Annotated in this window: 20 protein-coding genes; 16 read left to right on the forward strand and 4 right to left on the reverse strand. The window is 65.1% G+C overall.

Going from position 1 to position 22,551, the window contains the following annotated elements:
- Positions 1-129 precede the first annotated feature (129 nt).
- From ilvA to ptsP, 4 genes are all read left to right on the forward strand, one after another.
- Positions 130-1,644: a threonine ammonia-lyase, biosynthetic gene (gene ilvA, locus ACQ4OD_RS06810; RefSeq protein ID WP_430944046.1), complete on the forward strand. Its 1,515-nt coding sequence runs from the start codon at positions 130-132 to the stop codon at positions 1,642-1,644.
- A gap of 79 nt (positions 1,645-1,723) precedes the next feature.
- Positions 1,724-2,149: a DUF2269 family protein gene (locus tag ACQ4OD_RS06815; RefSeq protein WP_102684730.1), complete on the forward strand. Its 426-nt coding sequence runs from the start codon at positions 1,724-1,726 to the stop codon at positions 2,147-2,149.
- Positions 2,150-2,353: 204 nt separating this feature from the next.
- Entirely contained in the window at positions 2,354-2,833 is a 480-nt protein-coding gene (locus ACQ4OD_RS06820; RefSeq protein ID WP_028688498.1) for an RNA pyrophosphohydrolase, read from the forward strand.
- Positions 2,834-2,855: 22 nt separating this feature from the next.
- Positions 2,856-5,129, forward strand: coding sequence for a phosphoenolpyruvate--protein phosphotransferase (ptsP, locus tag ACQ4OD_RS06825; RefSeq protein ID WP_046853769.1), 2,274 nt, complete (start codon positions 2,856-2,858; stop codon positions 5,127-5,129).
- Between the two features lie 48 nt (positions 5,130-5,177).
- On the opposite strand, the gene ACQ4OD_RS06830 is transcribed toward ptsP, so the two are convergent.
- On the reverse strand, positions 5,178-5,924 hold the full coding sequence (locus ACQ4OD_RS06830; protein WP_430944047.1) for an NRDE family protein: 747 nt from the start codon (positions 5,922-5,924) through the stop codon (positions 5,178-5,180).
- Positions 5,925-6,056: 132 nt separating this feature from the next.
- Here ACQ4OD_RS06830 and ACQ4OD_RS06835 point away from each other — a divergent pair, with 132 nt between their 5' ends.
- Genes ACQ4OD_RS06835 through ACQ4OD_RS06845 form a run of 3 tightly spaced genes read left to right on the forward strand, consistent with a single transcriptional unit; the run spans position 6,057 to position 8,685 of the window.
- Complete coding sequence (locus ACQ4OD_RS06835; RefSeq protein ID WP_028688501.1) at positions 6,057-6,839, forward strand: sulfite exporter TauE/SafE family protein; 783 nt, start codon at positions 6,057-6,059, stop codon at positions 6,837-6,839.
- 16 nt (positions 6,840-6,855) lie between these two features.
- Positions 6,856-7,665, forward strand: coding sequence for a prolipoprotein diacylglyceryl transferase (lgt, locus tag ACQ4OD_RS06840; RefSeq protein ID WP_110697244.1), 810 nt, complete (start codon positions 6,856-6,858; stop codon positions 7,663-7,665).
- 48 nt (positions 7,666-7,713) lie between these two features.
- Positions 7,714-8,685: a thymidylate synthase gene (locus ACQ4OD_RS06845; RefSeq protein ID WP_046853772.1), complete on the forward strand. Its 972-nt coding sequence runs from the start codon at positions 7,714-7,716 to the stop codon at positions 8,683-8,685.
- Positions 8,686-8,805: 120 nt separating this feature from the next.
- On the opposite strand, the gene cadR is transcribed toward ACQ4OD_RS06845, so the two are convergent.
- Positions 8,806-9,249 carry a cadmium resistance transcriptional regulator CadR gene (cadR, locus tag ACQ4OD_RS06850; protein ID WP_023630699.1) on the reverse strand — a complete coding sequence of 148 codons (444 nt, stop codon included), beginning with the start codon at positions 9,247-9,249 and terminating at the stop codon, positions 8,806-8,808.
- Between the two features lie 111 nt (positions 9,250-9,360).
- On the opposite strand from cadR, the gene ACQ4OD_RS06855 reads away from it, so the two are divergent.
- The 8 genes from ACQ4OD_RS06855 to ACQ4OD_RS06890 all read left to right on the forward strand — a co-directional run bounded on the left by ACQ4OD_RS06855 (position 9,361) and on the right by ACQ4OD_RS06890 (position 18,009).
- Positions 9,361-11,616, forward strand: coding sequence for a heavy metal translocating P-type ATPase (locus ACQ4OD_RS06855; protein WP_430944048.1), 2,256 nt, complete (start codon positions 9,361-9,363; stop codon positions 11,614-11,616).
- 30 nt (positions 11,617-11,646) lie between these two features.
- Positions 11,647-12,516, forward strand: a complete 870-nt coding sequence (locus tag ACQ4OD_RS06860) for a LysR family transcriptional regulator (RefSeq protein WP_139674305.1) — start codon at positions 11,647-11,649, stop codon at positions 12,514-12,516.
- Between the two features lie 217 nt (positions 12,517-12,733).
- On the forward strand, positions 12,734-13,792 hold the full coding sequence (locus tag ACQ4OD_RS06865) for a putative 2-aminoethylphosphonate ABC transporter ATP-binding protein (protein ID WP_430944049.1): 1,059 nt from the start codon (positions 12,734-12,736) through the stop codon (positions 13,790-13,792).
- 1 nt (position 13,793) lies between these two features.
- Positions 13,794-15,518 (forward strand): putative 2-aminoethylphosphonate ABC transporter permease subunit, encoded by a 1,725-nt coding sequence (locus tag ACQ4OD_RS06870; RefSeq protein ID WP_430944050.1) that lies wholly within the window; start codon positions 13,794-13,796, stop codon positions 15,516-15,518.
- 30 nt (positions 15,519-15,548) lie between these two features.
- Positions 15,549-16,571 carry a putative 2-aminoethylphosphonate ABC transporter substrate-binding protein gene (locus tag ACQ4OD_RS06875; protein ID WP_110697252.1) on the forward strand — a complete coding sequence of 341 codons (1,023 nt, stop codon included), beginning with the start codon at positions 15,549-15,551 and terminating at the stop codon, positions 16,569-16,571.
- Positions 16,572-16,662: 91 nt separating this feature from the next.
- On the forward strand, positions 16,663-17,208 hold the full coding sequence (locus ACQ4OD_RS06880) for a phosphonate degradation HD-domain oxygenase (RefSeq protein ID WP_102681828.1): 546 nt from the start codon (positions 16,663-16,665) through the stop codon (positions 17,206-17,208).
- A 179-nt stretch (positions 17,209-17,387) separates the two neighbouring features.
- Positions 17,388-17,579, forward strand: coding sequence for a type II toxin-antitoxin system HicA family toxin (locus ACQ4OD_RS06885; RefSeq protein WP_102681827.1), 192 nt, complete (start codon positions 17,388-17,390; stop codon positions 17,577-17,579).
- Between the two features lie 16 nt (positions 17,580-17,595).
- Positions 17,596-18,009: a type II toxin-antitoxin system HicB family antitoxin gene (locus ACQ4OD_RS06890; RefSeq protein WP_110697254.1), complete on the forward strand. Its 414-nt coding sequence runs from the start codon at positions 17,596-17,598 to the stop codon at positions 18,007-18,009.
- Here ACQ4OD_RS06890 and ACQ4OD_RS06895 read toward each other — a convergent pair whose 3' ends face one another.
- Positions 18,010-19,389, reverse strand: coding sequence for an ATP-binding protein (locus tag ACQ4OD_RS06895; RefSeq protein ID WP_430944051.1), 1,380 nt, complete (start codon positions 19,387-19,389; stop codon positions 18,010-18,012).
- Between the two features lies 1 nt (position 19,390).
- Positions 19,391-20,110, reverse strand: coding sequence for a response regulator (locus ACQ4OD_RS06900; protein WP_430944052.1), 720 nt, complete (start codon positions 20,108-20,110; stop codon positions 19,391-19,393).
- 159 nt (positions 20,111-20,269) lie between these two features.
- Here ACQ4OD_RS06900 and ACQ4OD_RS06905 point away from each other — a divergent pair, with 159 nt between their 5' ends.
- Entirely contained in the window at positions 20,270-22,546 is a 2,277-nt protein-coding gene (locus ACQ4OD_RS06905) for a TonB-dependent siderophore receptor (protein ID WP_430944053.1), read from the forward strand.
- Positions 22,547-22,551: the final 5 nt, after the last annotated feature.

Genomic DNA, 22,551 nt, shown 5'->3' on the forward strand with positions numbered 1-22,551 from the left:
CTCCGGGAGGGGCAGGGCGGATATCGAAAGTTGCCTAGTATAACGGCTCCCGCGGCTTTGCTGTGGTCGCCCGACGTGGCGCTGCGGTAGACTCCCAGCCCTTGTCCCGCGGCCCAGTGATGCTTTCCGATGCTCGAACAGTACGTCAAGAAGATCCTCACCTCGCGCGTCTACGACGTTGCTGTCGAAACCCCGCTGCACACTGCCGGGCAACTGAGCAAGCGCCTGGGCAACACGGTGCTGCTCAAGCGCGAGGACCTGCAGCCGGTGTTCTCGTTCAAGATCCGCGGGGCCTACAACAAGCTGGCGCAACTGAGCGCCGAGGAACTGGCCCGTGGGGTGGTCACCGCCTCCGCCGGCAACCACGCCCAGGGCCTGGCCCTGGCGGCGCGGGAGCTGGGTATCAAGGCGACCATCGTCATGCCCAAGACCACCCCGGAGATCAAGATCGAAGGCGTGCGCTCGCGGGGCGGCAAGGTGCTGTTGCATGGTGACAGCTTTCCCGAGGCGCTGGCCTACTCGCTGAAGCTGGTGGAGGAGAAAGGCTTCGTCTATATCCACCCCTACGATGATCCACACACAATTGCCGGACAGGGCACGGTGGCCATGGAAATCCTGCGCCAGCACCCGGGCCAGCTGGACGCGATCTTCGTGCCGGTCGGCGGCGGCGGTCTGATCGCCGGTATCGCTGCCTACGTGAAATACCTGCGCCCGGAAATCAAGGTCATCGGCGTCGAGCCAGACGATTCCAACTGCCTGCAGGCCGCGATGGCCGCCGGTGAGCGCGTGGTGCTGCCGCAAGTCGGGCTGTTCGCCGACGGCGTGGCGGTGGCGCAGATCGGCCAGCACACCTTCGATATCTGCCGTCATCATGTGGATGAAGTGATCACCGTCAGCACCGATGAGATCTGTGCAGCAATCAAGGATATCTACGACGATACCCGCTCGATCACCGAACCTGCCGGTGCTCTCGGTGTTGCCGGGATCAAGAGGTACGTCGAGCTCAAGGGTGTGGCCGGACAGACCCTGGTAGCCATCGACTCGGGCGCCAACGTCAACTTCGACCGCCTGCGGCATGTGGCCGAGCGCGCCGAGCTGGGCGAGAAGCGCGAGGCGATCATCGCCGTGACCATCCCCGAGCGCCCGGGCAGCTTCAAGGCCTTCTGCGAGGCTATCGGCAAGCGCCAGATCACTGAATTCAACTACCGCAAGCACACTTCTGACGAGGCGCACATCTTCGTCGGCGTGCAGACTCACCCGGAAACCGACCCGCGTGCGGCATTGGTACAACAGCTGACGGAGCAAGGTTTCCCAGTCACAGACCTGACCGACAACGAATTGGCCAAGCTGCATATCCGCCACATGGTGGGTGGCCACTCGGCCGGCGCCAGCGACGAAATGGTGCTGCGCTTCGAGTTTCCGGAGCGGCCCGGTGCCCTGTTCAATTTCCTCAACAAGCTGGGCGGGCGATGGAACATCTCGATGTTCCACTACCGCAACCACGGTGCCGCCGACGGGCGCGTGGTCGCGGGCCTGCAGGTGCCGGAGGATGAGCGTCACCTGGTGCCGGCGGCCCTGGCCAAGATCGGCTATCCATACTGGGACGAGACCGAGAACCCGGCTTACCGGCTATTCTTGGGCTGAACACGCTTCACCTCGCGGGAGCAGGCTTGCCCCGCGATGAGGCCGAAAGCGAAAAAGCCTGCTGAAGGATGATTTTCACATGGAACACCTGACCACCCTCAAGACCCTGCACATCCTCGCCACGGCCCTGTTGCTGCTTGGCGCCCTGGGCCTGGCGGGCTGGACCTGGCATGCCCGGCGCAAGGGCGACGCCGAGGCCTATGGCAAGTTGTTGCGCCGCCCGCTGGTGTTCGTCTGGCTGCTGATGGGGCTGTGCCTGCTGAGCATGCCGTTCACCGGCTGGTGGCTGGTGCATCTGGTCGGCTGGCCGCTGGGGCAGACCTGGGTGCTGGCCTCCAGCGTCATCTATACCCTTGGCGCGTTTGCCGTGTGGTGGCTGGTGGCGCGCCTCAACCGGCTGCGCAAGGCCGAAGCCGTCGGCTTGAAGTTCACCTTGGCGCTGGCGGTGTTCAGCGGTGTGTGCTTCCTGTCCATCGCCGGCCTGATGGGCGCCAAGCCGGTCTGATGACACCCGCCAGCCCGCTCCCATCGGTAAACCTTGCGTCACCTTGCCTTCATGCAAACCCTGTATACCAGTGCCACGCCCGGTGTGGCGACGCTCGCTCAATACGCAGTCTTCACCTCGCCGCACATAAGCGTGGCGGGCGCGTTGCTGCGCGCTCAGGCTTTGTGGAACAATGCGGCGACATGCGTTTGCGAGGTTGCTGCCGTGATCGACCCGGATGGTTTTCGCCCCAATGTCGGGATCATTCTCACGAATGATGCCGGGCAGGTGCTATGGGCTCGGCGGATCAACCAGGATGCCTGGCAGTTTCCACAGGGGGGTATCAACCCTGACGAAACGCCGGAAGATGCCCTGTACCGCGAGCTGAACGAAGAAGTAGGCCTGGAACGCCAGGATGTGGAAATTCTTGCCTGCACCCGTGGCTGGTTGCGTTATCGTTTACCCCAGCGCCTGGTGCGCACCCACAGCCAGCCGTTGTGTATCGGCCAGAAACAGAAGTGGTTCCTGCTACGCCTGGTGAGCAATGAGCAACGGGTGCGCATGGACCTGACCGGCAAGCCGGAATTCGATGGCTGGCGCTGGGTCAGCTACTGGTATCCGCTGGGCCAGGTGGTGACATTCAAGCGCGAGGTATACCGCCGCGCCCTGAAAGAGCTAGCCCCGCGCCTGCTGACGCGCGACTGACGACGGAGTCCGACCCCGAGCCATGCTCAATACGCTGCGCAAGATCGTCCAGGAAGTGAACTCCGCCAAAGATCTCAAGACGGCGTTGGGGATCATTGTCTTGCGCGTCAAGGAGGCAATGGGCAGCCAGGTCTGCTCCGTCTACCTGCTCGACCCGGACACCAACCGCTTTGTGCTGATGGCCACCGAGGGCCTGAACAAGCGCTCCATCGGCAAGGTCAGCATGGCGCCCAACGAGGGCCTGGTCGGCCTGGTCGGCACCCGCGAGGAGCCGCTTAACCTCGAGAACGCCGCCGATCACCCCCGTTACCGCTACTTCGCCGAAACTGGCGAAGAGAAATTCGCCTCTTTCCTCGGCGCACCGATCATCCACCATCGTCGCGTGGTCGGCGTGCTGGTCATCCAGCAGAAGGAACGCCGCCAGTTCGACGAAGGCGAAGAGGCCTTCCTGGTCACCATGAGCGCGCAGCTCGCCGGGGTTATCGCCCACGCCGAGGCGACGGGTTCGATCCGTGGCCTGGGCCGTCAGGGCAAGGGCATCCAGGAAGCCCGTTTCGTCGGGGTGCCGGGTTCGCCGGGCGCGGCGGTCGGTCGATCGGTGGTGATGCTGCCGCCCGCCGACCTGGAGGTGGTGCCCGACCGCACTGTCGAGGACATCGACAACGAACTCAAGCTGTTCAACAACGCTCTCGAAGGCGTGCGCGAGGACATGCGCAAGCTGTCGGCCAAGCTCGCCACCCAGTTGCGCCCCGAAGAACGTGCGTTGTTCGACGTGTACCTGATGATGCTCGAGGACGCCGCCCTCGGTGGCGAGGTGGTCGAAGTCATCAAGACTGGCCAGTGGGCCCAGGGCGCCTTGCGCCAGGTGGTCGGCGAACACGTCAATCGCTTCGAGCTGATGGATGACGACTACCTGCGCGAGCGGGCATCGGACGTCAAGGACCTGGGTCGGCGCCTGCTGGCGTACCTGCAGGAGGCCCGTTCGCAGTCGCTGGTCTACCAGGACAACACCATTCTGGTCAGTGAAGAACTGACCCCCGCCATGCTCGGCGAGGTGCCGGAGGGCAAGCTGGTGGGCCTGGTTTCGGTACTCGGCTCGGGTAACTCCCACGTGGCGATCCTGGCCCGGGCCATGGGCATTCCCACGGTCATGGGGGTGGTCGACCTGCCTTACTCGAAGGCCGACGGCATCGAGATGATCGTCGACGGCTACAAGGGCGAAGTCTTCACCAACCCTGGCGAAGTGCTGCGCAAGCAGTACAGCGACGTGGTCGAGGAAGAGCGCCAGCTGGCCAAGGGGCTCGATGCCCTGCGCGAGCTGCCGTGCATCACCCCGGACGGCCACCGCATGCCGCTGTGGGTCAACACCGGCCTGCTCGCCGATGTGGCCCGCGCCCAGCAGCGCGGCGCCGAAGGTGTGGGCCTGTACCGTACCGAAGTGCCGTTCATGATCAACCAGCGCTTCCCCAGCGAAAAGGAGCAGCTGGCGATCTACCGCGAGCAGCTGCAGGCGTTTCATCCGCTGCCGGTGACCATGCGCAGCCTCGACATCGGCGGCGACAAGTCGCTGTCGTATTTCCCGATCAAGGAAGAGAACCCGTTCCTCGGCTGGCGCGGCATTCGCGTCACCCTCGACCACCCGGAAATCTTCCTGGTGCAGACCCGCGCCATGCTCAAGGCCAGCGAAGGGTTGAACAACCTGCGCATCCTGCTGCCGATGATTTCCGGCATCCACGAGCTCGAAGAAGCCCAGCACCTGATCCACCGCGCCTGGGGCGAAGTGCGCGACGAAGGCACCGATGTGCCGATGCCGCCGGTCGGGGTGATGGTGGAGATCCCCGCCGCGGTGTACCAGACCCGCGAACTGGCGCGCCAGGTTGACTTCCTCTCGGTCGGTTCCAACGACCTCACGCAATACCTGCTGGCCGTCGACCGCAACAACCCGCGGGTCGCCGACCTCTACGACTACCTGCACCCGGCAGTGCTGCAAGCCCTGCAGACCGTGGTCAGCGTGGCCCACGAGGAAGGCAAGCCGGTCAGTATCTGCGGCGAGATGGCCGGTGACCCGGCCGCGGCAATCCTGCTCATGGCCATGGGCTTCGACAGTCTGTCGATGAACGCCACCAACCTGCCGAAGGTGAAGTGGATGCTGCGCCAGATCAACCTGAGCAAGGCCAGGGAGCTGCTGGCCGATGCCATGAGTCATGACAACCCGCAAGTTATCCACAGCTCGTTGCAGCTGGCGCTGAAGAATCTTGGGCTGGCGCGGATGATCGGGCCGAACAAGACCCTCTGATCGTCAGTTCCGACCTCATCGCGGCGCTTGCCCCGCGATGAGGTCAATTCAGATCTCCAGGCTAACCTCGCCCAGATGCCCCCCAAACGGCCCGAAACTGCGCTCGATCATGCGCCGACGGCCGTGGCCATCGACGATCAGCACCGTGCTCGCCCGCGTTCCGTAGTTCTGGCTGGCGATGAATACACTCGATAGCAGCCGCTCGGTGGCCAGCCCCACGCCGGTCTCGGGTAGTTCGCCGTCCGGCGCGGGCTGTGCATCACCCAGCAGCGTCAATAGTTGCTGTGGATCGGCGTTTTCGAGCAATTTCTCAAGCCCGCTGCGCGCTTTGATCAGCTTCGGCCATGGCGTATCCAAGCCGGCATTCGACAGCCCGTACACCCCCGATTCAAGCAGGCGTGGCGCCGGCTCACGGGCATGCAGGTAGCCCAAGCGCTTGTCATCGCCGACCAGCAGGTTGAACCCTGAATACTGGTCACTGCGGCTGGCTACCCGGTCCAGATAGGCCTCGACCCCCAGTTCGCCCTGCAGGTAGGCTGCCACCAGTTCACCGCGGGACCGCGGCCCCAAAGGCTGGCGTGGATCACGGATATTGGTCAGCGCCGCAAAACGCCCGTTCGGCCCGACACCCAGCCAGGTGCCACCGGCTTCCAGGTCACGCCCGGCGTGCACACCCGTCGCGTCCTCCCAGCTCCCCAAGGCCTGGGTCGGCCGCGCATAGAACTCATCGCGGTTGGCCGCGACGATCAGTGGCCGGGCTGTCCCCGGCCGCCAGGCGAATACGATCAGGCACATAGGTTGTCCCCTTGTGTATTGGGCCACTCTACCCGCGCCGCTGGCCGCTATCCATCTTCTGACACAGAGTTCACTAGAGCGCCGGGCGTGGGTTCCGTTACCATGCCGGATTGTTTTCCACTGGGGCCACGAATGGAATTCGCTCTCTATCTGCTGTTGGGCGCCTGCGCCGGCGTGCTGGCCGGGCTGTTCGGCGTCGGTGGCGGCATCATCATCGTGCCGGTGTTGGTGTTCAGCTTCACCTTGCAGGGCTTCGACCCTTCGGTGCTGACCCACCTGGCGGTCGGCACCTCGTTGGCGACCATCGTCTTCACCTCGATCAATGCCGTGCGCGAGCACCAGCGCAAGGGCGCGGTGCAATGGCCGATCTTCGCCTGGATGACCGTGGGCATCCTGCTCGGCGCGCTGGTCGGGGCCAAGACCGCCTCGCTGATACAGGGCCCGATGCTGCAGAAGATCATCGGTGTGTTCGCCCTGGTGATCGCCGCGCAGATGGCCCTGGACCTCAAGCCAAAGGCCAGCCGCGGCATTCCCGGCAAGCCCGGATTGACCGCCGCCGGTGGGGTGATCGGTTGGGCCTCGGCCATTTTCGGCATCGGCGGCGGCTCATTGACCGTGCCGTTCCTTACCTGGCGTAGCCTGCCCATGCAGCAGGCAGTGGCGACTTCGTCGGCCTGTGGCCTGCCGATCGCCCTGGCCAGTGCCCTGGGCTTCATGTGGCTGGGTTGGCATGAGGAGCATCTGCCGGCCCACAGCCTGGGCTACGTCTATCTTCCGGCGCTGGTCGGCATCGCTGCCACCAGCATGTTCTTCGCCCGCTACGGCGCGCGTCTGGCCCACAAGCTGTCGCCACGCGTGCTCAAGCGTCTGTTCGCCGCACTGCTGTTCTGCGTCGGACTCAGCTTCCTTATCTGAACCTAGAGGAAAGACAATGCTGCCTTACCCGCAGATCGACCCGGTGGCCGTGGCCCTCGGTCCACTGAAAATCCACTGGTACGGCCTGATGTACCTGATCGGCATCGGCGGCGCCTGGCTACTGGCCTCGCGCCGATTGAACCGCTTCGACCCCACCTGGACCCGCGAGAAGCTCTCCGACCTGGTGTTCTGGCTGTCGATGGGCGTGATCGTCGGCGGGCGCCTGGGTTACGTGCTGTTCTACGACCTGCACCAGTACCTGGCCAACCCGACGCTGATCTTCGAGGTATGGAAGGGCGGCATGTCGTTCCATGGAGGTTTCATCGGTGTGATGCTCGCCGCGCTGTGGTTCGGCAAACGCAACAACAAGTCGTTCTTCGAGCTGATGGACTTCGTCGCGCCGCTGGTGCCGATCGGCCTTGGCGCCGGGCGTATCGGCAACTTCATCAACGCCGAACTGTGGGGCAAGGCCACCGACGTGCCGTGGGCAATGATCTTCCCGCCGTTCAGCGACCCGGCGCAATTGCCGCGTCACCCGTCGCAGCTGTACCAGTTCGCCCTCGAAGGTGTGGCATTATTCGTCATCCTTTGGCTGTACTCGCGCAAGCCGCGCCCGACCATGGCCGTTTCCGGCATGTTCGCGCTGTTCTATGGCATCTTCCGCTTCATCGTGGAGTTCGTGCGCGTACCCGACGCCCAGCTTGGCTACATCGCCTTCGGCTGGTTGACCATGGGTCAGTTGCTCTGCGTGCCGATGATTCTCGGCGGCATCTTCCTGATCTGGTGGGCCTACAACCGCAAACCGTCGGCCAAGGCCACCGTCTGATTTCCACGGCAGGGGCGCTCCCCCTGCCGTTCTTGTTACAGGTAAGCCATGAAACAGTATCTAGATCTGGTCCGTGACGTCATCGACAACGGCACGCTGCAGGAAAACCGCACCGGTATCCGCACCATCAGCCTGCCGGGCGCGATGCTGCGTTTCGACCTCCAGAAGGGCTTCCCGGCCATCACCACGCGCAAGCTGGCGTTCAAGTCGGCGATCGGCGAGATGGTCGGCTTCCTGCGCGGCGTGAAGAACGCCGGCGAGTTCCGCGAGCTGGGCTGCAAGGTCTGGGACCAGAACGCCAACGAAAACGCCCAGTGGCTGGCCAACCCGTTCCGCCAGGGGCATGACGACCTCGGCGAAATCTACGGCGTGCAATGGCGCCAGTGGCCCGGCTACAAGCGCATACCGCTGAGCAACCCGGCCGCCATCGAGATGGCCGAGAAGGCCGGCTTCCGCCGTATCGCCCAGGACGAGGAGGACGGCCAGGCGTTCGTCATCCTCTACAAGGCCATCGACCAGGTGCGCCAGTGCCTGGACACCATCGCCAACGACCCGGGCAGCCGCCGCATCCTGTTCCACGGCTGGAACTGCGCCCAGCTCGACGAGATGGCCCTGCCACCGTGCCACTTGCTGTACCAGTTCCACCCGAATGTCGAAACCCGGGAAATTTCCCTGACCCTCTACATCCGCTCCAACGACCTGGGCCTGGGCACGCCGTTCAACCTCACCGAGGGCGCGGCGCTGCTGTCGCTGTTCGGCCGCCTGACCGGCTACACCCCGCGCTGGTTCACCTACTTCATCGGCGATGCCCATGTGTACGAGAACCACCTGGATATGCTGGGCGAGCAGATGAAGCGTGAACCGCTGGCGGCACCGAAGCTGGTGATCAGCGACCGCGTGCCGGCGTTCGCCGAGACCGGCAAGTACGAGCCGGAGTGGCTGGAGAAGATCGAGCCGAGCGACTTCTGGCTGGAAGGCTACGAGCACCATGCGCCGATGACGGCGCCGATGGCGGTCTAACTCAAGGAAGTCGGGGGGCTGCTTCGCAGCCCATCGCTGGCAAGCTGGCTCCCACAGGGGGACGCGTGACTCTGTGGGAGCCGGCTTGCCGGCGATGGGCCGCAAAGCGGCCCCAAGTCTCTAATGCCCGTGGCTGCGCCCCACATGGGAATGCTCGATCTCCGGCACCGACACCGCCCCATTCGTCTCCAACTGCTGCAAGATCGCGCACTCCGCCCCCTGCGCATTGCACTGCTGCCGCAGTTCCACCAGCTGTGCCTGCAGCGCCACCAGCCCATCGATCCTCGCCTGCACATGCTCGATATGCTCGTCGATCAGCGCGTTGACGCTGCCGCATGAGCCGTCGGGGCTGTCGCGCAGGTTCAACAGGCTGCGGATTTCGTCCAGGGTCATGTCCAGGGTGCGGCAGTTGCGGATGAAGGTCAGGCGCTCGACGTGGGCCTGGGTGTAGAGCCGGTAGTTACCGTCGCTGCGGGCAGGTTCCGGCAGCAGCTGTTCGCGCTCGTAGTAGCGGATGGTCTCCACGGCGCAGTCGGTGGCCTTGGCCAGTTCTCCGATCTTCATGGCAAATCTCCTGCAAAGGGCTTGACCCTATAGTGGCTACAGGGTGTTCACTTGGCAACAACCCACTCTGTGGATCTCTACAGAGGCCAGCGCTCAGTTAAGGATGATTCCATGAACCAGCCTGTCAGCCCCGACCACAAGCATGATCACGCCCATGACCTCGATCATGACCTCGATCATGGCCACGCGCCCCACGCCCACGGCTGCTGCGCCAGCAAGGCCGCCCCGGCCCTGGTGCAGCTGACCGAAAAGGCCAGTGGCCAGGCGCAGCTCAGCCGCTTCCGCATCGAGGCCATGGACTGCCCTACCGAGCAGACCCTGATCCAGGACAAGCTGGGCAAGCTGGCCGGTATCGAGCAACTGGAATTCAACCTGATCAATCGTGTGCTCGGCGTGCGCCATACGCTCGAGGGCACCGCCGAGATCGAGCGGGCCATCGATAGCCTGGGCATGAAGGCCGAACCCATGGCCGCCGAGGATGATGGCGCCGCCAGCGCGCCCCAGGCCAGCAAGACACGCTGGTGGCCGCTGGCGCTGTCCGGTGTTGCGGCAATTGCCGCCGAAATCGTGCACTTCTCCGGCAAGGCACCGGAGTGGGTGGTCGCCGCGCTGGCCCTGGCGGCCATCCTCGGGTGCGGCCTCGGTACCTACAAGAAGGGCTGGATTGCCCTGAAAAACCGCAACCTCAATATCAATGCACTGATGAGTATTGCCGTGACCGGCGCCGTGCTGATCGGCCAATGGCCTGAAGCGGCCATGGTCATGGTGCTGTTCACCGTTGCCGAACTGATCGAAGCCCGTTCCCTGGACCGCGCGCGCAATGCCATCGGCGGGCTGATGCAGCTGGCCCCGGACATGGCCACCGTGCAACAGGCCGATGGTCAGTGGCGTGAGGTCGAAGTGCGCGAGGTCGCAATCGGCGCACGGGTGCGGGTGCGCCCGGGCGAGCGCATTGGCCTGGACGGCGAGGTGGTCGGTGGCCAGTCCAGTGTCGACCAGGCGCCGATCACCGGGGAAAGCCTGCCGGTCGAGAAGGCGGTCGGCGACAAGCTGTTCGCCGGCACCATCAACCAGGCCGGCGCGATGGAATACCGCGTCACGGCCGCCGCCGGTCAATCGACCCTGGCCCGCATCATCAAGGCCGTCGAAGAAGCCCAGGGCGCCCGTGCGCCGACCCAGCGCTTCGTCGACCAGTTCTCGCGCATCTACACCCCCGTGGTGTTCGCGGTAGCGCTCGCCGTGGCGCTCATCCCGCCGCTGTTCATGGCCGGTGCCTGGTTCGACTGGATCTACCGTGCCCTGGTGCTGCTGGTGGTGGCCTGTCCGTGCGCGCTGGTGATCTCCACCCCGGTGACCATCGTCAGCGGCCTGGCCGCGGCGGCGCGCAAAGGCATCCTGATCAAGGGCGGTGTGTACCTGGAGGGCGGGCGCAAGCTGGACTTCCTGGCCCTGGACAAGACCGGCACCATCACCCACGGCAAGCCGGTGCAGACCGATAGCAAGGTGCTCGACCCACTGTTCGAAGGCCGCGCCCAGGCCCTGGCCGCGAGCCTGGCTGCCCGTTCCGACCACCCGGTGTCGGGTGCCATCGCCCTGTTCGCCAAGGGCCAGGATCTCGTTCTGAGCGAAGTCACCGAGTTCGCCGCCCTGGCCGGTCGCGGTGTGCGCGGTGATATCGAGGGCCAGACCTACCACCTGGGCAACCATCGCCTGGTGGAGGAACTCGGCCTGTGCTCCCCGGAGCTGGAAGCGCAGCTGGATGTGCTGGAGCGCCAGGGCAAGACCGTGGTGCTGCTGCTCGACCGCTCCGGCCCGCTGGCGTTGTTCGCCGTGGCCGACACGGTCAAGGACAGCAGCCGCCAGGCGATTGCCGAGCTGCACGCGCTGGGTATCAAGACGGTCATGTTGACCGGCGACAATCCCCACACCGCCCAGGCCATTGCGGCCCAGGTGGGGATCGACCGCGCCGAGGGCAACCTGCTGCCCGCTGACAAGCTCGCCAGCATCGAGAACCTGTACGCCCAGGGGCATCGTGTCGGCATGGTCGGCGATGGCATCAACGACGCGCCGGCCCTGGCCCGCGCCGAGATCGGCTTTGCCATGGCCGCCGCCGGTACCGACACCGCCATCGAGACCGCCGATGTGGCGCTGATGGACGACGACTTGCGCAAAATCCCGGCCTTCGTCAGGCTGTCGCGCCAAAGCGCGGCGATCCTCACCCAGAACATCGTGCTGGCCCTGGGGATCAAGGCAATCTTCCTGGCAATCACCTTCGCCGGCATGGCCACCATGTGGATGGCGGTATTCGCCGACATGGGCGTGAGCCTGCTGGTGGTGTTCAACGGTCTGCGCCTGTTGCGCAAATAACGCCTGTGGCGTGAAAAAGAGGTTCTGCCAATGCTGAGCGCCGAGCTCAAAGCCTTCTACATGGTGGCCCGCCTGGGCAGCATCACCCTGGCGGCGAAGAAGCTCGGGCTCAGTCAGCCCACGGTGACCACGCAGATCCGCAACCTTGAGGGCCAGTACAACGTCGAGCTGTTCTACCGCGGCGGCCGGCGCCTGGTGTTGAGCGAGGAGGGCGTGCGCCTGCTGCCGATGGTCAAGGCGCTGTTGCAACAGGAGGCCGACATCGAGTTCGAGTTGCGCAACAGCGGCCAGGCCCAGGGCAGCCTGCGCATCGCCGCCACGGCGCCGTACTACATCCTCGACCTGGTGAAGATCTTCCGCGAGCGCCTGCCGCAGGTGGAGGTGGCGGTGGAGATCGGCAACTCGCAGCAGGTGCTGGAAATGCTCGAGGACTACCGGGTGGATATCGCCGCCTCGTCGCAATTGCTCGAAGACGCACGCCTGGTACGCCGGGTGCTGGGCAGCGACCCGCTGGTACTGGCGGTGCACCGCAATCATCCCTTGGCGCAACGCCAGGCAGTGTCGATCGAGGTGGTGGCCGGGCATTGCCTGCTGATGCGCGAGAAGGGCTCGACCACCCGCAAGCTCACCGAGCAGATGATGCAGGACGCCGGGGTGAAGGCCGGGGCGCTGCTGGAGATCGGCAGCCGCGAGTCGATCCGCGAGGCGGTGCTGCGCAACATCGGGATCAGCATCATTGCTCGCCATGAGGTGCCGCATAATCCCGAGCTGCGGGTGCTGGCGCTGGACGACGCGCCGGTGATGCACGAGTACCTGTACTGCCTGAAGGAGCGGCGCCAGGCGCGGTTGCCGGCGGCGTTCCTGGGGGTGGCGCAGGAGGTGGTTGGATCGCAATTCTGACAGTTCTCTACTGGTTGCACCGGCCTCATCGCCGGCAAGCCGGCTCCCACAGGGTTGGCGCCGACTTGCTTTTGTGGGAGCTGGCTTGCCAGCGATAGGGCCCTCAAGGCCACTACAAAATCTGCCTATACCACTATCACCGGCTTTTGCCCCAACGCCACAGAACCTTCGCACAGCCTGCCTAGCATGGCCCCCATCGCTTCGATGAGGACCTGCCATGAACCACGTCACTCCGGGCGCACAGATGAAAGTGCGCGGCATCCACAAACGCTTCGGCGCTTTCACCGCGCTCAACGACGTGTCCCTCGACATCGCCGCTGGCGAGCTGGTGTGTCTGCTCGGCCCCTCGGGCTGCGGCAAGACCACCCTGCTGCGCTGCATCGCCGGCCTGGAGCGCCAGGACCGCGGCACGCTGTACATTGGCGACCGCGATATCTCCGAGCTGCCGCCCCAGGCCCGTGACTACGGCATCCTGTTCCAGTCCTACGCGCTGTTCCCCAACCTCACCGTCGAAGCCAACATCGCCTATGGCCTGACCGGCAGCAACCGCGAGGCCGCGCGCCAGCGGGTGAGCGAGATGCTCGAACTGGTGGGCCTGGCCGGCAGTGAGAAGAAGTATCCCGGCCAGCTCTCCGGTGGCCAGCAGCAGCGCGTGGCCCTGGCCCGCGCCTTGGCGCCGTCGCCCTCGCTGCTGCTGCTCGACGAACCCATGTCGGCCCTCGACGCCCGTGTTCGCGAGCACCTGTGCACCGAGCTGCGCCAGCTGCAACGCCAGCTGGGCATCACCACGCTGATGGTCACCCACAACCAGGACGAGGCCATGCTGATGGCTGACCGCATCGCCGTGATGAACAACGGCCAGGTCGAGCAATACGCCACGCCCCAGGAAATCTACGACCAGCCGGCCACACCCTTCGTCGCGGAGTTCGTCGGCCAGGGCAACTGGCTGCCGTTCCAGCGCAGCAGCAATAGCCACGCCCAGGTCGGTGGTATGCACATGCGCCTGGCCGACAACGCCAGCGCCGTCAGCAGCGGCCGACTGTTCTGCCGGCCCGAGGCGATCACCGTCAACCCGGTGGTGCACGAGGAAAACCTGTTCCCGGCCAAGGTCCGGGAAGTCACCTTCCTCGGCAATCGCTGCCGCATGAGCTTCGAACTCGAAGCCCTGCCAGGCCATGCGCTGCTCGCGGAGCTTGCGCCCGAAGCCATGCCGCGCCTGGGTTCGCAGGACATCTGGGTGGCCCTGCCGCCGCAGAGCCTGCAGGTGTTCGCCTGAGATGGCCGCGCCCATGACCCTGCCGCTCACTCACGGCAACGACAGGCCACGCACCGGCGTCGCCCTGGGGGACCGACTGTTCGTCGTCGGTGGCAAGAGCCTGTTGCTGGGCCTGCTGGTGCTGGCGGTGCTGCTGCCGTTGCTGGCGATCTTCTGGCGTGGCTTCAGCGCTGAAGCCGGGCAGGGCGGGGGACTGCTGGCCGCCCGCGAACTGTTTGCCAGCGCGAACTTCCACTGGCTGCTCGGCAACAGCCTGTCGGTAGCCCTCACCGTTGCCGCCATCGTCGTGCCGTTCGCCTACCTGTTCGCCTATGCCCTGCAACGCACGCTGATCCCGGCAAAGGGGCTGTGGCGCGGCATTTCGCTGCTGCCGTTGTTGGCGCCGTCGATGCTGCCGGCGATCGCGCTGGTCTATCTGTTCGGTAACCAGGGCCTGCTGCGCGGGCTGCTCAGCGACAACATCTACGGCTTCTGGGGCATCGTGCTTGGCGAGGCCATCTACACCTTCCCCCATGCGTTGATGATCCTGCTCTCGGCGCTGTCACTGGCCGACGCACGGCTGTTCGATGCCGCTTCGAGCATGGGCGCGGGGCCTGCCCGGGCATTCTTCAGCATCACCTGGCCGGCCACGCGTCAGGCGGTGTTCGCGGCGTTCTGCCTGGTGTTCACCCTGACCATCACCGACTTCGGCGTGCCGGTAGTGGTCGGTGGTGATTACCAGGTGCTGGCGCTGGAAGCCTACAAGGCGGTGGTCGGCCAGCAGCAGTTCGGCCGTGGTGCGCTGATCGGCATGGTGCTGCTGGTGCCGGCGCTGCTCAGTTTTACCGTGGATGCCTGGCTGCGCCGCCGCCAGGGCGAGGCCATGAGCGGCCGCGCCCAGGTGTTCGAGCCCAAGCCGTCGAGGCTGCGTGATGGCTGCTACCTGGCGATCGTGTTGCTGGTCTGCACGGCGCTGCTGGCGGTGATCGGCATGGCGGTGTACTCGTCGCTGGTCAAGTTCTGGCCGTACAACCTGTCGCTGTCGCTCAAGCACTACATGTTCGAAGACACTGCCGGCGGCGGCTGGCTGGCCTATCGCAACAGCGTGACCATGGCCATCGGCACCGCGCTGATCGGCAGCGTGGTGATCTTCACCGGTGCCTACCTGATGGAGAAGACCCAAGGCCAGCGCCTGCTCAATCAGCTGCTGCGCCTGCTCAGCTTCATCCCCATGGCGGTGCCCGGCCTGGTGCTGGGCCTGGGCTACGTGTTCTTCTTCAACCTCAACGGCAACCCGTTACACGTGTTCTACGGCAGCATGGCGCTGCTGGTGGTGTGTACCATCGCCCACTACCTGACCACCGCGCAGATGACCGCCACCACCGCCCTGCGCCAGCTCGACGGTGAGTTCGAAGCCGCCGCGCTGTCGCTCAAGGCGCCGCTGTACAAGCACTTCGTGCGGGTCACCGTGCCGATCTGCCTGCCCGCGCTGCTGGACATCATCCGCTACCTGTTCGTCTCGGCGATGACCACCGTGTCGGCGGCGATCTTCCTCTACAGCCCCGACACCATCCTCGCCGCCGTTGCCGTGCTGAACATGGATGACGCCGGCAACGTTGGCGGCGCCGCTGCCATGTCGACCCTGATCCTTTTGACCAGCGCCGCCGCCTCCCTGCTGCTGGCCGGCGCTTCGCGCGGCCTGCTGCGCCGCTCCCAGGCCTGGCGCCAACGCGCTCCCGGCCATTGACCGACTGCCCATACCAATAGGAACCGCATCATGTTCAAGCCCCTCGCACTTGCCGCTGCCGTATCCGCCGTGTTCAGCCTGCAGGCTTCGGCCGCGACCCAGCTGACCGTCTACACCGCCCTGGAGGCCGAGCAGCTCAAGAGCTACAAGCAGGCCTTCGAGAAGGCCAACCCGGACATCGAGATCAAATGGGTGCGCGACTCCACCGGCATCATCACGGCCAAGCTGCTGGCCGAAAAAGAGCGCCCACAGGCTGACGCCGTGTGGGGCCTGGCGGCCTCCAGCCTGGCCATCCTCGACCAGAACGGCATGCTTGAAGCCTATGCGCCGAAGGACCTGGGCAAGATCTCGCCCAACTACCGCGACGCCGCCAATCCACCGGCCTGGGTGGGCATGGACGTGTGGGCCGCGACGATCTGCTTCAACACTGTCGAAGCCGAGAAGCAGGGCCTGAGCAAGCCGGTGAGCTGGCAGGACCTGACCAAGCCTGAGTACAAGGGCAAGATCGTCATGCCCAACCCGGCCTCGTCCGGTACGGGCTTCCTCGATGTGAGCGCCTGGTTGCAAACCTTCGGCGAGCCTCAGGGCTGGGCCTACATGGACGCACTGCACCAGAACATCGGCCAGTATGTTCATTCCGGCTCCAAGCCATGCAAGCTGGCGGCGGCAGGTGAGTTCCCGATCGGCATCTCGTTCGAGTACCCGGCCGTGCAGCTCAAGCGCCAGGGCGCACCGCTGGACATTGTCCTGCCCAAGGAGGGCCTGGGCTGGGAGATCGAGGCCACGGCGGTGATCAAGGGCTCGCCGAAAGCCGATGCCGCCAAGCGCCTGGCCGACTTCTCCGCCAGCCCTGCCGCCATGGAGCTGTACAAGGAGAACTTCGCGGTGCTCGCCGCCCCCGGCATCGCCAAGCCGCAGACCGAACTGCCGGCCGACTATGAGCAGCGCCTGATCAAGAACGACTTCGCCTGGGCCTCGAAGAACCGCGACCAGATTCTCGCTGAGTGGCGCAAGCGCTACGACGGCAAGTCGGAGAAAGTCGCCCAGCAGTAAGGCCCTCATCGCGGGGCAAGCCGGCTTCTACACTCAAGAAGCGGGCCTGCCCCGCGATAGCGTCAGCCCAGGCAACGCAGGAGTCCACGCAATGCCAACTTCTTCCCGGATCATCGACGACACCTTCGCCCTGTACGAGCGTCATGGCAGCGCCGACTACATCGGCGAGGCCATCACCCAGCTCGAGCACATGTCCCAGGCAGCCCAACTGGCCATGGCCGAAGGCTACGACGACGAAGTGATCCTGGCCGCCTTCTTCCACGACATCGGCCACCTGTGCGAGGGCGAGGACATGGGCGGTTATGGCGTCGTCAGCCATGAGCGCATTGGTGCCGAATATTTGCGCCGGTGTGGTTTCAGCGAGCGGCTGGCCAGGCTGGTGCAGTACCACGTCGAGGCCAAGCGCTACCTGACCTTGCGCCAGCCCGGATACTACGACCGTTTGAGTGAAGCCAGCCGACGCACCTTGGCGTACCAGGGTGGAGTGATGAACGATGCCGAAGCCGATGCGTTCGAGGCCGACCCGTTGTTCGGGGTCAGCCTGCGCCTGCGCGAGTGGGACGAGATGGCCAAGCAGGTCGGGGTGCCAGTGATGGATCTGCAAGTTTTGAAGGCAAAGGCACTGGCCGTGCTCTGAACAATCTGGCGATTCTCCCTGCTGCAAGATCCCGCATCACTTCTCCCGGTGTTTGCTCCGTTCCTCTCCCCATACTTCTCATCCTGGCAGCCCGCTTGTCGTAATGGTGGGTATGGTGTTGATAATTGTCTTTCGGTGGTTATACTAACCACCGATCGGCCGGCCCAAGGAATGGGTGAATGAACAGCCGTGAAATGATTGCTGTGATCGAGGCGGATGGCTGGTATCTGGTGCGCTCCAAAGGCAGCCACCATCATTTCAAGCATCCTGAAAAAGCCGGGCTGGTCACCATCCCGCATCCCAAGAAAGACCTGCTGCCCGCGACTGCGGCCAGCATTCTGCGCCAGGCACGCATCAGCTACGCCAGCTGACGAGGAGACCATCACCATGTTGTTCCCCATCGCGATCCTCCCCGGTGACGACCAGCACGCCTGGGGCGTGGAAGTCCCGGATATCCCCGGCTGCTTTTCGGCGGGCGAAGACCTCGACGACGCCATCGCCATGGCGCGTGAAGCGATCGAAGGCCACCTCGAACTGCTGGCACAGGACCAGCAGGAAATCCCCAGGGCCAGCAAGGTCGGCGTGCATGCGGCCAATCCCGCCTATGCCGGTTGCACCTGGGCATTGATCGATATCGACATCACCCGCTACCTGGGCAAGGCCGAGAAGCTCAACATCACCTTGCCGGCGTACCTGCTCACCCGCATCGACAGCTACGTACAGAACCACCCGGAGCACAAGAGCCGTTCGGGCTTCCTGGCCGAAGCGGCGCTCAGGATCCTGCAGGGTGACGGCAAATGATCAGGCGATCTTGCCCTTGGGCAATCGCACGCTGACCCGCAACCCGCCTCCTTGCCGATTCACCAGCGTGAGTTCGCCGCCATGGCTGGAAACGATGCGCTGGGCGATGCTCAGCCCCAGCCCATAGCCGCCAGAGGCCTGGTTGCGTGAGCCCTCGCCGCGCACGAAAGGCTCGGTGACAGTCGCCAGCAAGCCCGGGTCGATGCCCGGGCCGCGATCGTCGATATGGATGTACCCATCGGTTGGCGTGCTTTCCAGCTCCACCGCGACCTCCCTGGCATAGCGCAGGGCATTGACCAGCAGGTTTTGCAGGCACCGTTGCAGCAGCAGGGCGTCTACCTGGGCCAGGCCCACCTGACCATGGATCGGCAAGGGCTCTTCGGCGCTGGCCAAATCCGCGCATTGGCGTGCCACCAGGCGGTCGAGGTCGACCGCTTGCAGGTTCTGCTGCTCGCCCGCCCGCAAGTAGTCGAGCACCTGGCCGATCATGCCGTCCATCTGCGCGATGTTCTGGCGCAGGCGTTCCTTGTGTTCGCTGTCCTCCAGCCGTTCCAGGCGCAGGCGCATGCGCGTCAGCGGTGTACGCAGGTCGTGGGACACGGCGGCGAGGAAGTAGGCCTTGTCGTTGACCATGCGGATCAGCCGCTGCTGCATGGCGTTGAAGGCCTGGGCGGCGTGCCGCACTTCCTCGGGGCCGTCCAGCGGCAACGGCTCCTGTTCCAGATTGCCTCCCAGGCCACGGGCGGCATCGGCCAGGCGGCGCAGCGGGCGCAGGCACAGACGTACCGCCACCAGGCACACCACCAGCACGGCGGCGATGCGCAGGGCATAGACCCGCAGCAGGTAGTCGCTGATCAGCACCCACGCCGACTCGCCACTCCAGCCCTGCAACTCCTGGCCATCGATGACCAACCAGTGGCCATCGGCGAGGGGTACGGCAAACTCGATATGCGCCTGGGCGGTGCGCAAGCCGAACAGGCTGCGCCAGACGATGGGCTGGCCCAGTTCGTCGATGAGCCGGACCTTGAGCAACCTCGGCCGCGCATCGCCCCCCAGTTCGTAGGCCAATGCCTGATGCAGCAACAGCTCGATGCGCCGCCAGCCTCGCCGTTGGTCATGCTCACCCTCGGGCGGCGCTTCGGCGCAACGTAGCTGGTAATGCTTCGGTACCTGGCGTGCCGCGCCATGGCACTCGGCCTGGGCGATCAGGGGGGCGCTGCGCGCCGCGATCAATCGCACCGGCGCTTCCAGCACCTGGGCGAAGCGAACGTCGAACCAGATGCTGCTGGACATCAGCTGGATCACCAGGGTGCCGCTGATCATGATCAGCAGCAGTTGGCCGAACAGCGTGCGCGGCCACAGCCGGCGAAGCAGCCGCACCTCAGGCGCCCAGCGCTTCGCGGGCCAGGCTCAGCAGATAGCCTTCGTTGCGGATGGTGAGGATCTGCGCGCCTTGGCCTGGCGCCCGGCGCAGTTGCTGGCGCAGGCGGCTGATGCACATGTCCACCGAGCGGTCGTCGGGCAGATGGTCGCGGCCGAACGCGCTGCGTGTCAGGTAGTCCCTCGAGACCACGCGGTTGTTGGCGTCCAGCAGTTCACGCAGCACACGGTAGTCGGAGCGTGGCAGGTTGAAGGCTTGGCCGTCCGGGTGAACGAGCAACCGTTTGACGTGATCGAGACGCAAGCCTGCAAACAGTTGTGCCTCGCTGGCCGACGTTTCGGGCTCTGCCTCCAGACGCTGGGGGCGGCGCAGCACAGCCTTGATCCGGGCGACCAGTTCGCGCGGCTCGAAGGGTTTGGCCAGGTAATCATCGGCGCCTACTTCCAGGCCGATGATGCGGTCCAGGGTGCTGCCCCTGGCCGACAGCATCACCACCGCCAAGCCCGGCTGCGCCTGCAACTGCCGGCACAGGCTCAGGCCGTCCTCGCCGGGCAGCATCAGGTCGAGTACCACCAGGTCGACCTTGTGCCGGGTCAACTGCGCGTGCATTTGCTCTCCATCGGCGGCTGCGATTACCTGGTAGCCGGCGTCTGTCAGGTAATCGCAGAGAAGTTCGCGGATCTCGTCGTCATCGTCGACGACCAGCAAGGTTGTGCTCATGGTTGTGGGGTACCTGTGCAAAGGGGAACCGTGAGGCTCATTACGTTCGATTACATCCCCGTACATCCCGTCCATGGAGCCGAAGGGGCAGATGCCTAGAATCGTAACAAAAAATCATCTGCGAATACGAAGCCTTCCCAAATGGTATGCAAGAGCATCATGACTGACACAACCCCCTGGGTCCGAGGCGGCAGTCGCCTCTCCCCGCTTGCCTTCTTCGTGGCCCTCGGGCTTAGCGGCACAGCCTTCGCTGACGGTCCGGTGCTGGAACTGGGCGCCACCAACATCGACAGCAGTGCGCTGCCACAGGCCGACGACAGCGGCCAGATCGGCTACACCGTGCAGAACACACGCAGCTCCACAGGCTTGCAGCTGACACCCCGGCAGACGCCGCAGTCGGTCACCAGCATCACCCGCCAGCAAATGGAAGACCGTGATATCCACACCCTCGAGCAGGCCCTGGACACCACGCCGGGCGTGAGCATGAGCAAGATGGAAGTGGGCGGGCGCACCGACTTCCGCGCCCGTGGCTACTCGATCAGCAACTGGAAGATCGACGGCTTGCAGTTCCCCGGCGGTTCGGACTTCAGTGGCGGCGGCAATGCGCTGAACATGGACCTGTACGAGCGCATCGACATCGTCCGTGGCGCCAACGGCCTGCTCGGTGGCACCGGCGACCCCTCGGCCACCGTCAACCTGATCCGCAAGGCGCCGACCCGGACCTTCGGCGGCAGCGCCTACGCCACCTACGGCAGCTGGGACAAGCGCCGCCTGGGTGCCGACCTGAACCTGCCGCTGTCCGAGGACGGCCGCCTGCGTTCGCGTCTGGTCATGACCCAGCAGGACGCCGGCTCGTTCCGCGACAACCAGTCCGAACGCTCCCGCGCGGCCCTGGCCAACTTCGAATTCGACCTGGACGATGCCACCACCCTGGGTGCCGGCTACCAGTACGAGTACAGCAAAGTGGTCGGCGGCGGCTGGGGCGCCAACATCCCGATCTGGTACGGCGACGGCAGCAAGACCGACCTGCCGCGCAGCACCAACGTGGTACCCAGCTGGAGCTTTGGCGAGTACATCACCCGCACCGCCTTCGGCTCGCTGGCGCACCGTTTCGACAACGACTGGAGCCTGGACCTGAAGGTTGCCCAGAGCAGCGGCGAGGCGCTCAACCACCGTGGCCTGGCCAAGGTCAACTCGTCCGGTCGCGGTGTCTACGGCGGCTACTGGAACCAGGACGGCAGCGGCGCTGTGCTCAACGGCCTGCACAGCTCCACCGACACCACCCAGCAATCGGCGCAGATCGACCTGTCCGGCCCATTCCAACTGTTCGGGCGCACCCATCAGGCGATGGTCGGCTACAACGACAGCCGCACCGTGGCCTGGTCACCGCAGTACACCTGCAGCATGGTAGGCGACGGCAAGGCAGTGAACAGCGGCGTGGGTTGCCAGTTCCGGGCGAACAATGGCCTGGGGCTGGGCAACTGGCTCGACGGCGTGGACGACGACTACGCCATGCTGGCCTCGAAAACCGGCCTGCACAGCAAGACCACCACCCGTCTGCAGGGCATGTATGCCGCCACCCGCCTGAGTGTCACCGACCCCCTGTCGCTCATCCTCGGTGTGCGCAGCACCGACTATTCGGCCACTACCGTCAGCGTCAACGGTGCGCGCAGCAACCAGCAGAACAACGGCATCGTCACCCCTTACCTGGGCGCGGTGTACGACCTGGACGACAACTACTCGCTGTACGCCAGCTACACCGACATCTTCAATCCGCAGAGCGAAGAGAGCGCCAGCGGCACCAAGGTCGAGCCGATCCGTGGCCAGAGCTACGAAACCGGGATCAAGGGTGAATGGTTCGATGGCCGCCTGAACGCGTCCGCGGCCTACTTCCGCACCAGGCAGGAAAACAAGGCGGTGATGGACGGCGACCTGCTGACGCCGACCGGCGCCACTGCCTACAAGGCCGGTTCCGGCCAGGAAACCGACGGTATCGACCTGGAAGTCGCCGGCGCCCTGACCCCGAACTGGAACGTCTATGCCGGCTACACCTACCTGCACTTCCGCCGCCTGGACAGCGACGGGCGCAGCGATCCTTCGCACCTGTTCAAGGCCTCGACCACCTATCGCCTGTCTGGCCCGCTGGACCGCCTGACCCTGGGCGCTGGCGTGACCGCGCAAAGCAACATCCGCGCGGTGTCCACCCCTGCCGGGCAGCCAAGCAACGGCGTCAGCCGCAGCGCCACCGACGTCAACTGGTCGGGCTATGCGATCTGGAACGCCATGGCCAAGTACCAGCTGACCGACGACACCAGCGTCAGCCTCAACGCCAACAACCTGTTCGACAAGCACTACTACACCCGTTACGGGTTCTATGCCGGGGCAATCTATGGCGACCCGCGCAACCTGGCGGTGACGGTGAGCACGGCGTTCTAGAACAG

The organism is Pseudomonas sp. WC1 (assembly GCF_050586565.1).
Lineage (GTDB): Bacteria > Pseudomonadota > Gammaproteobacteria > Pseudomonadales > Pseudomonadaceae > Aquipseudomonas.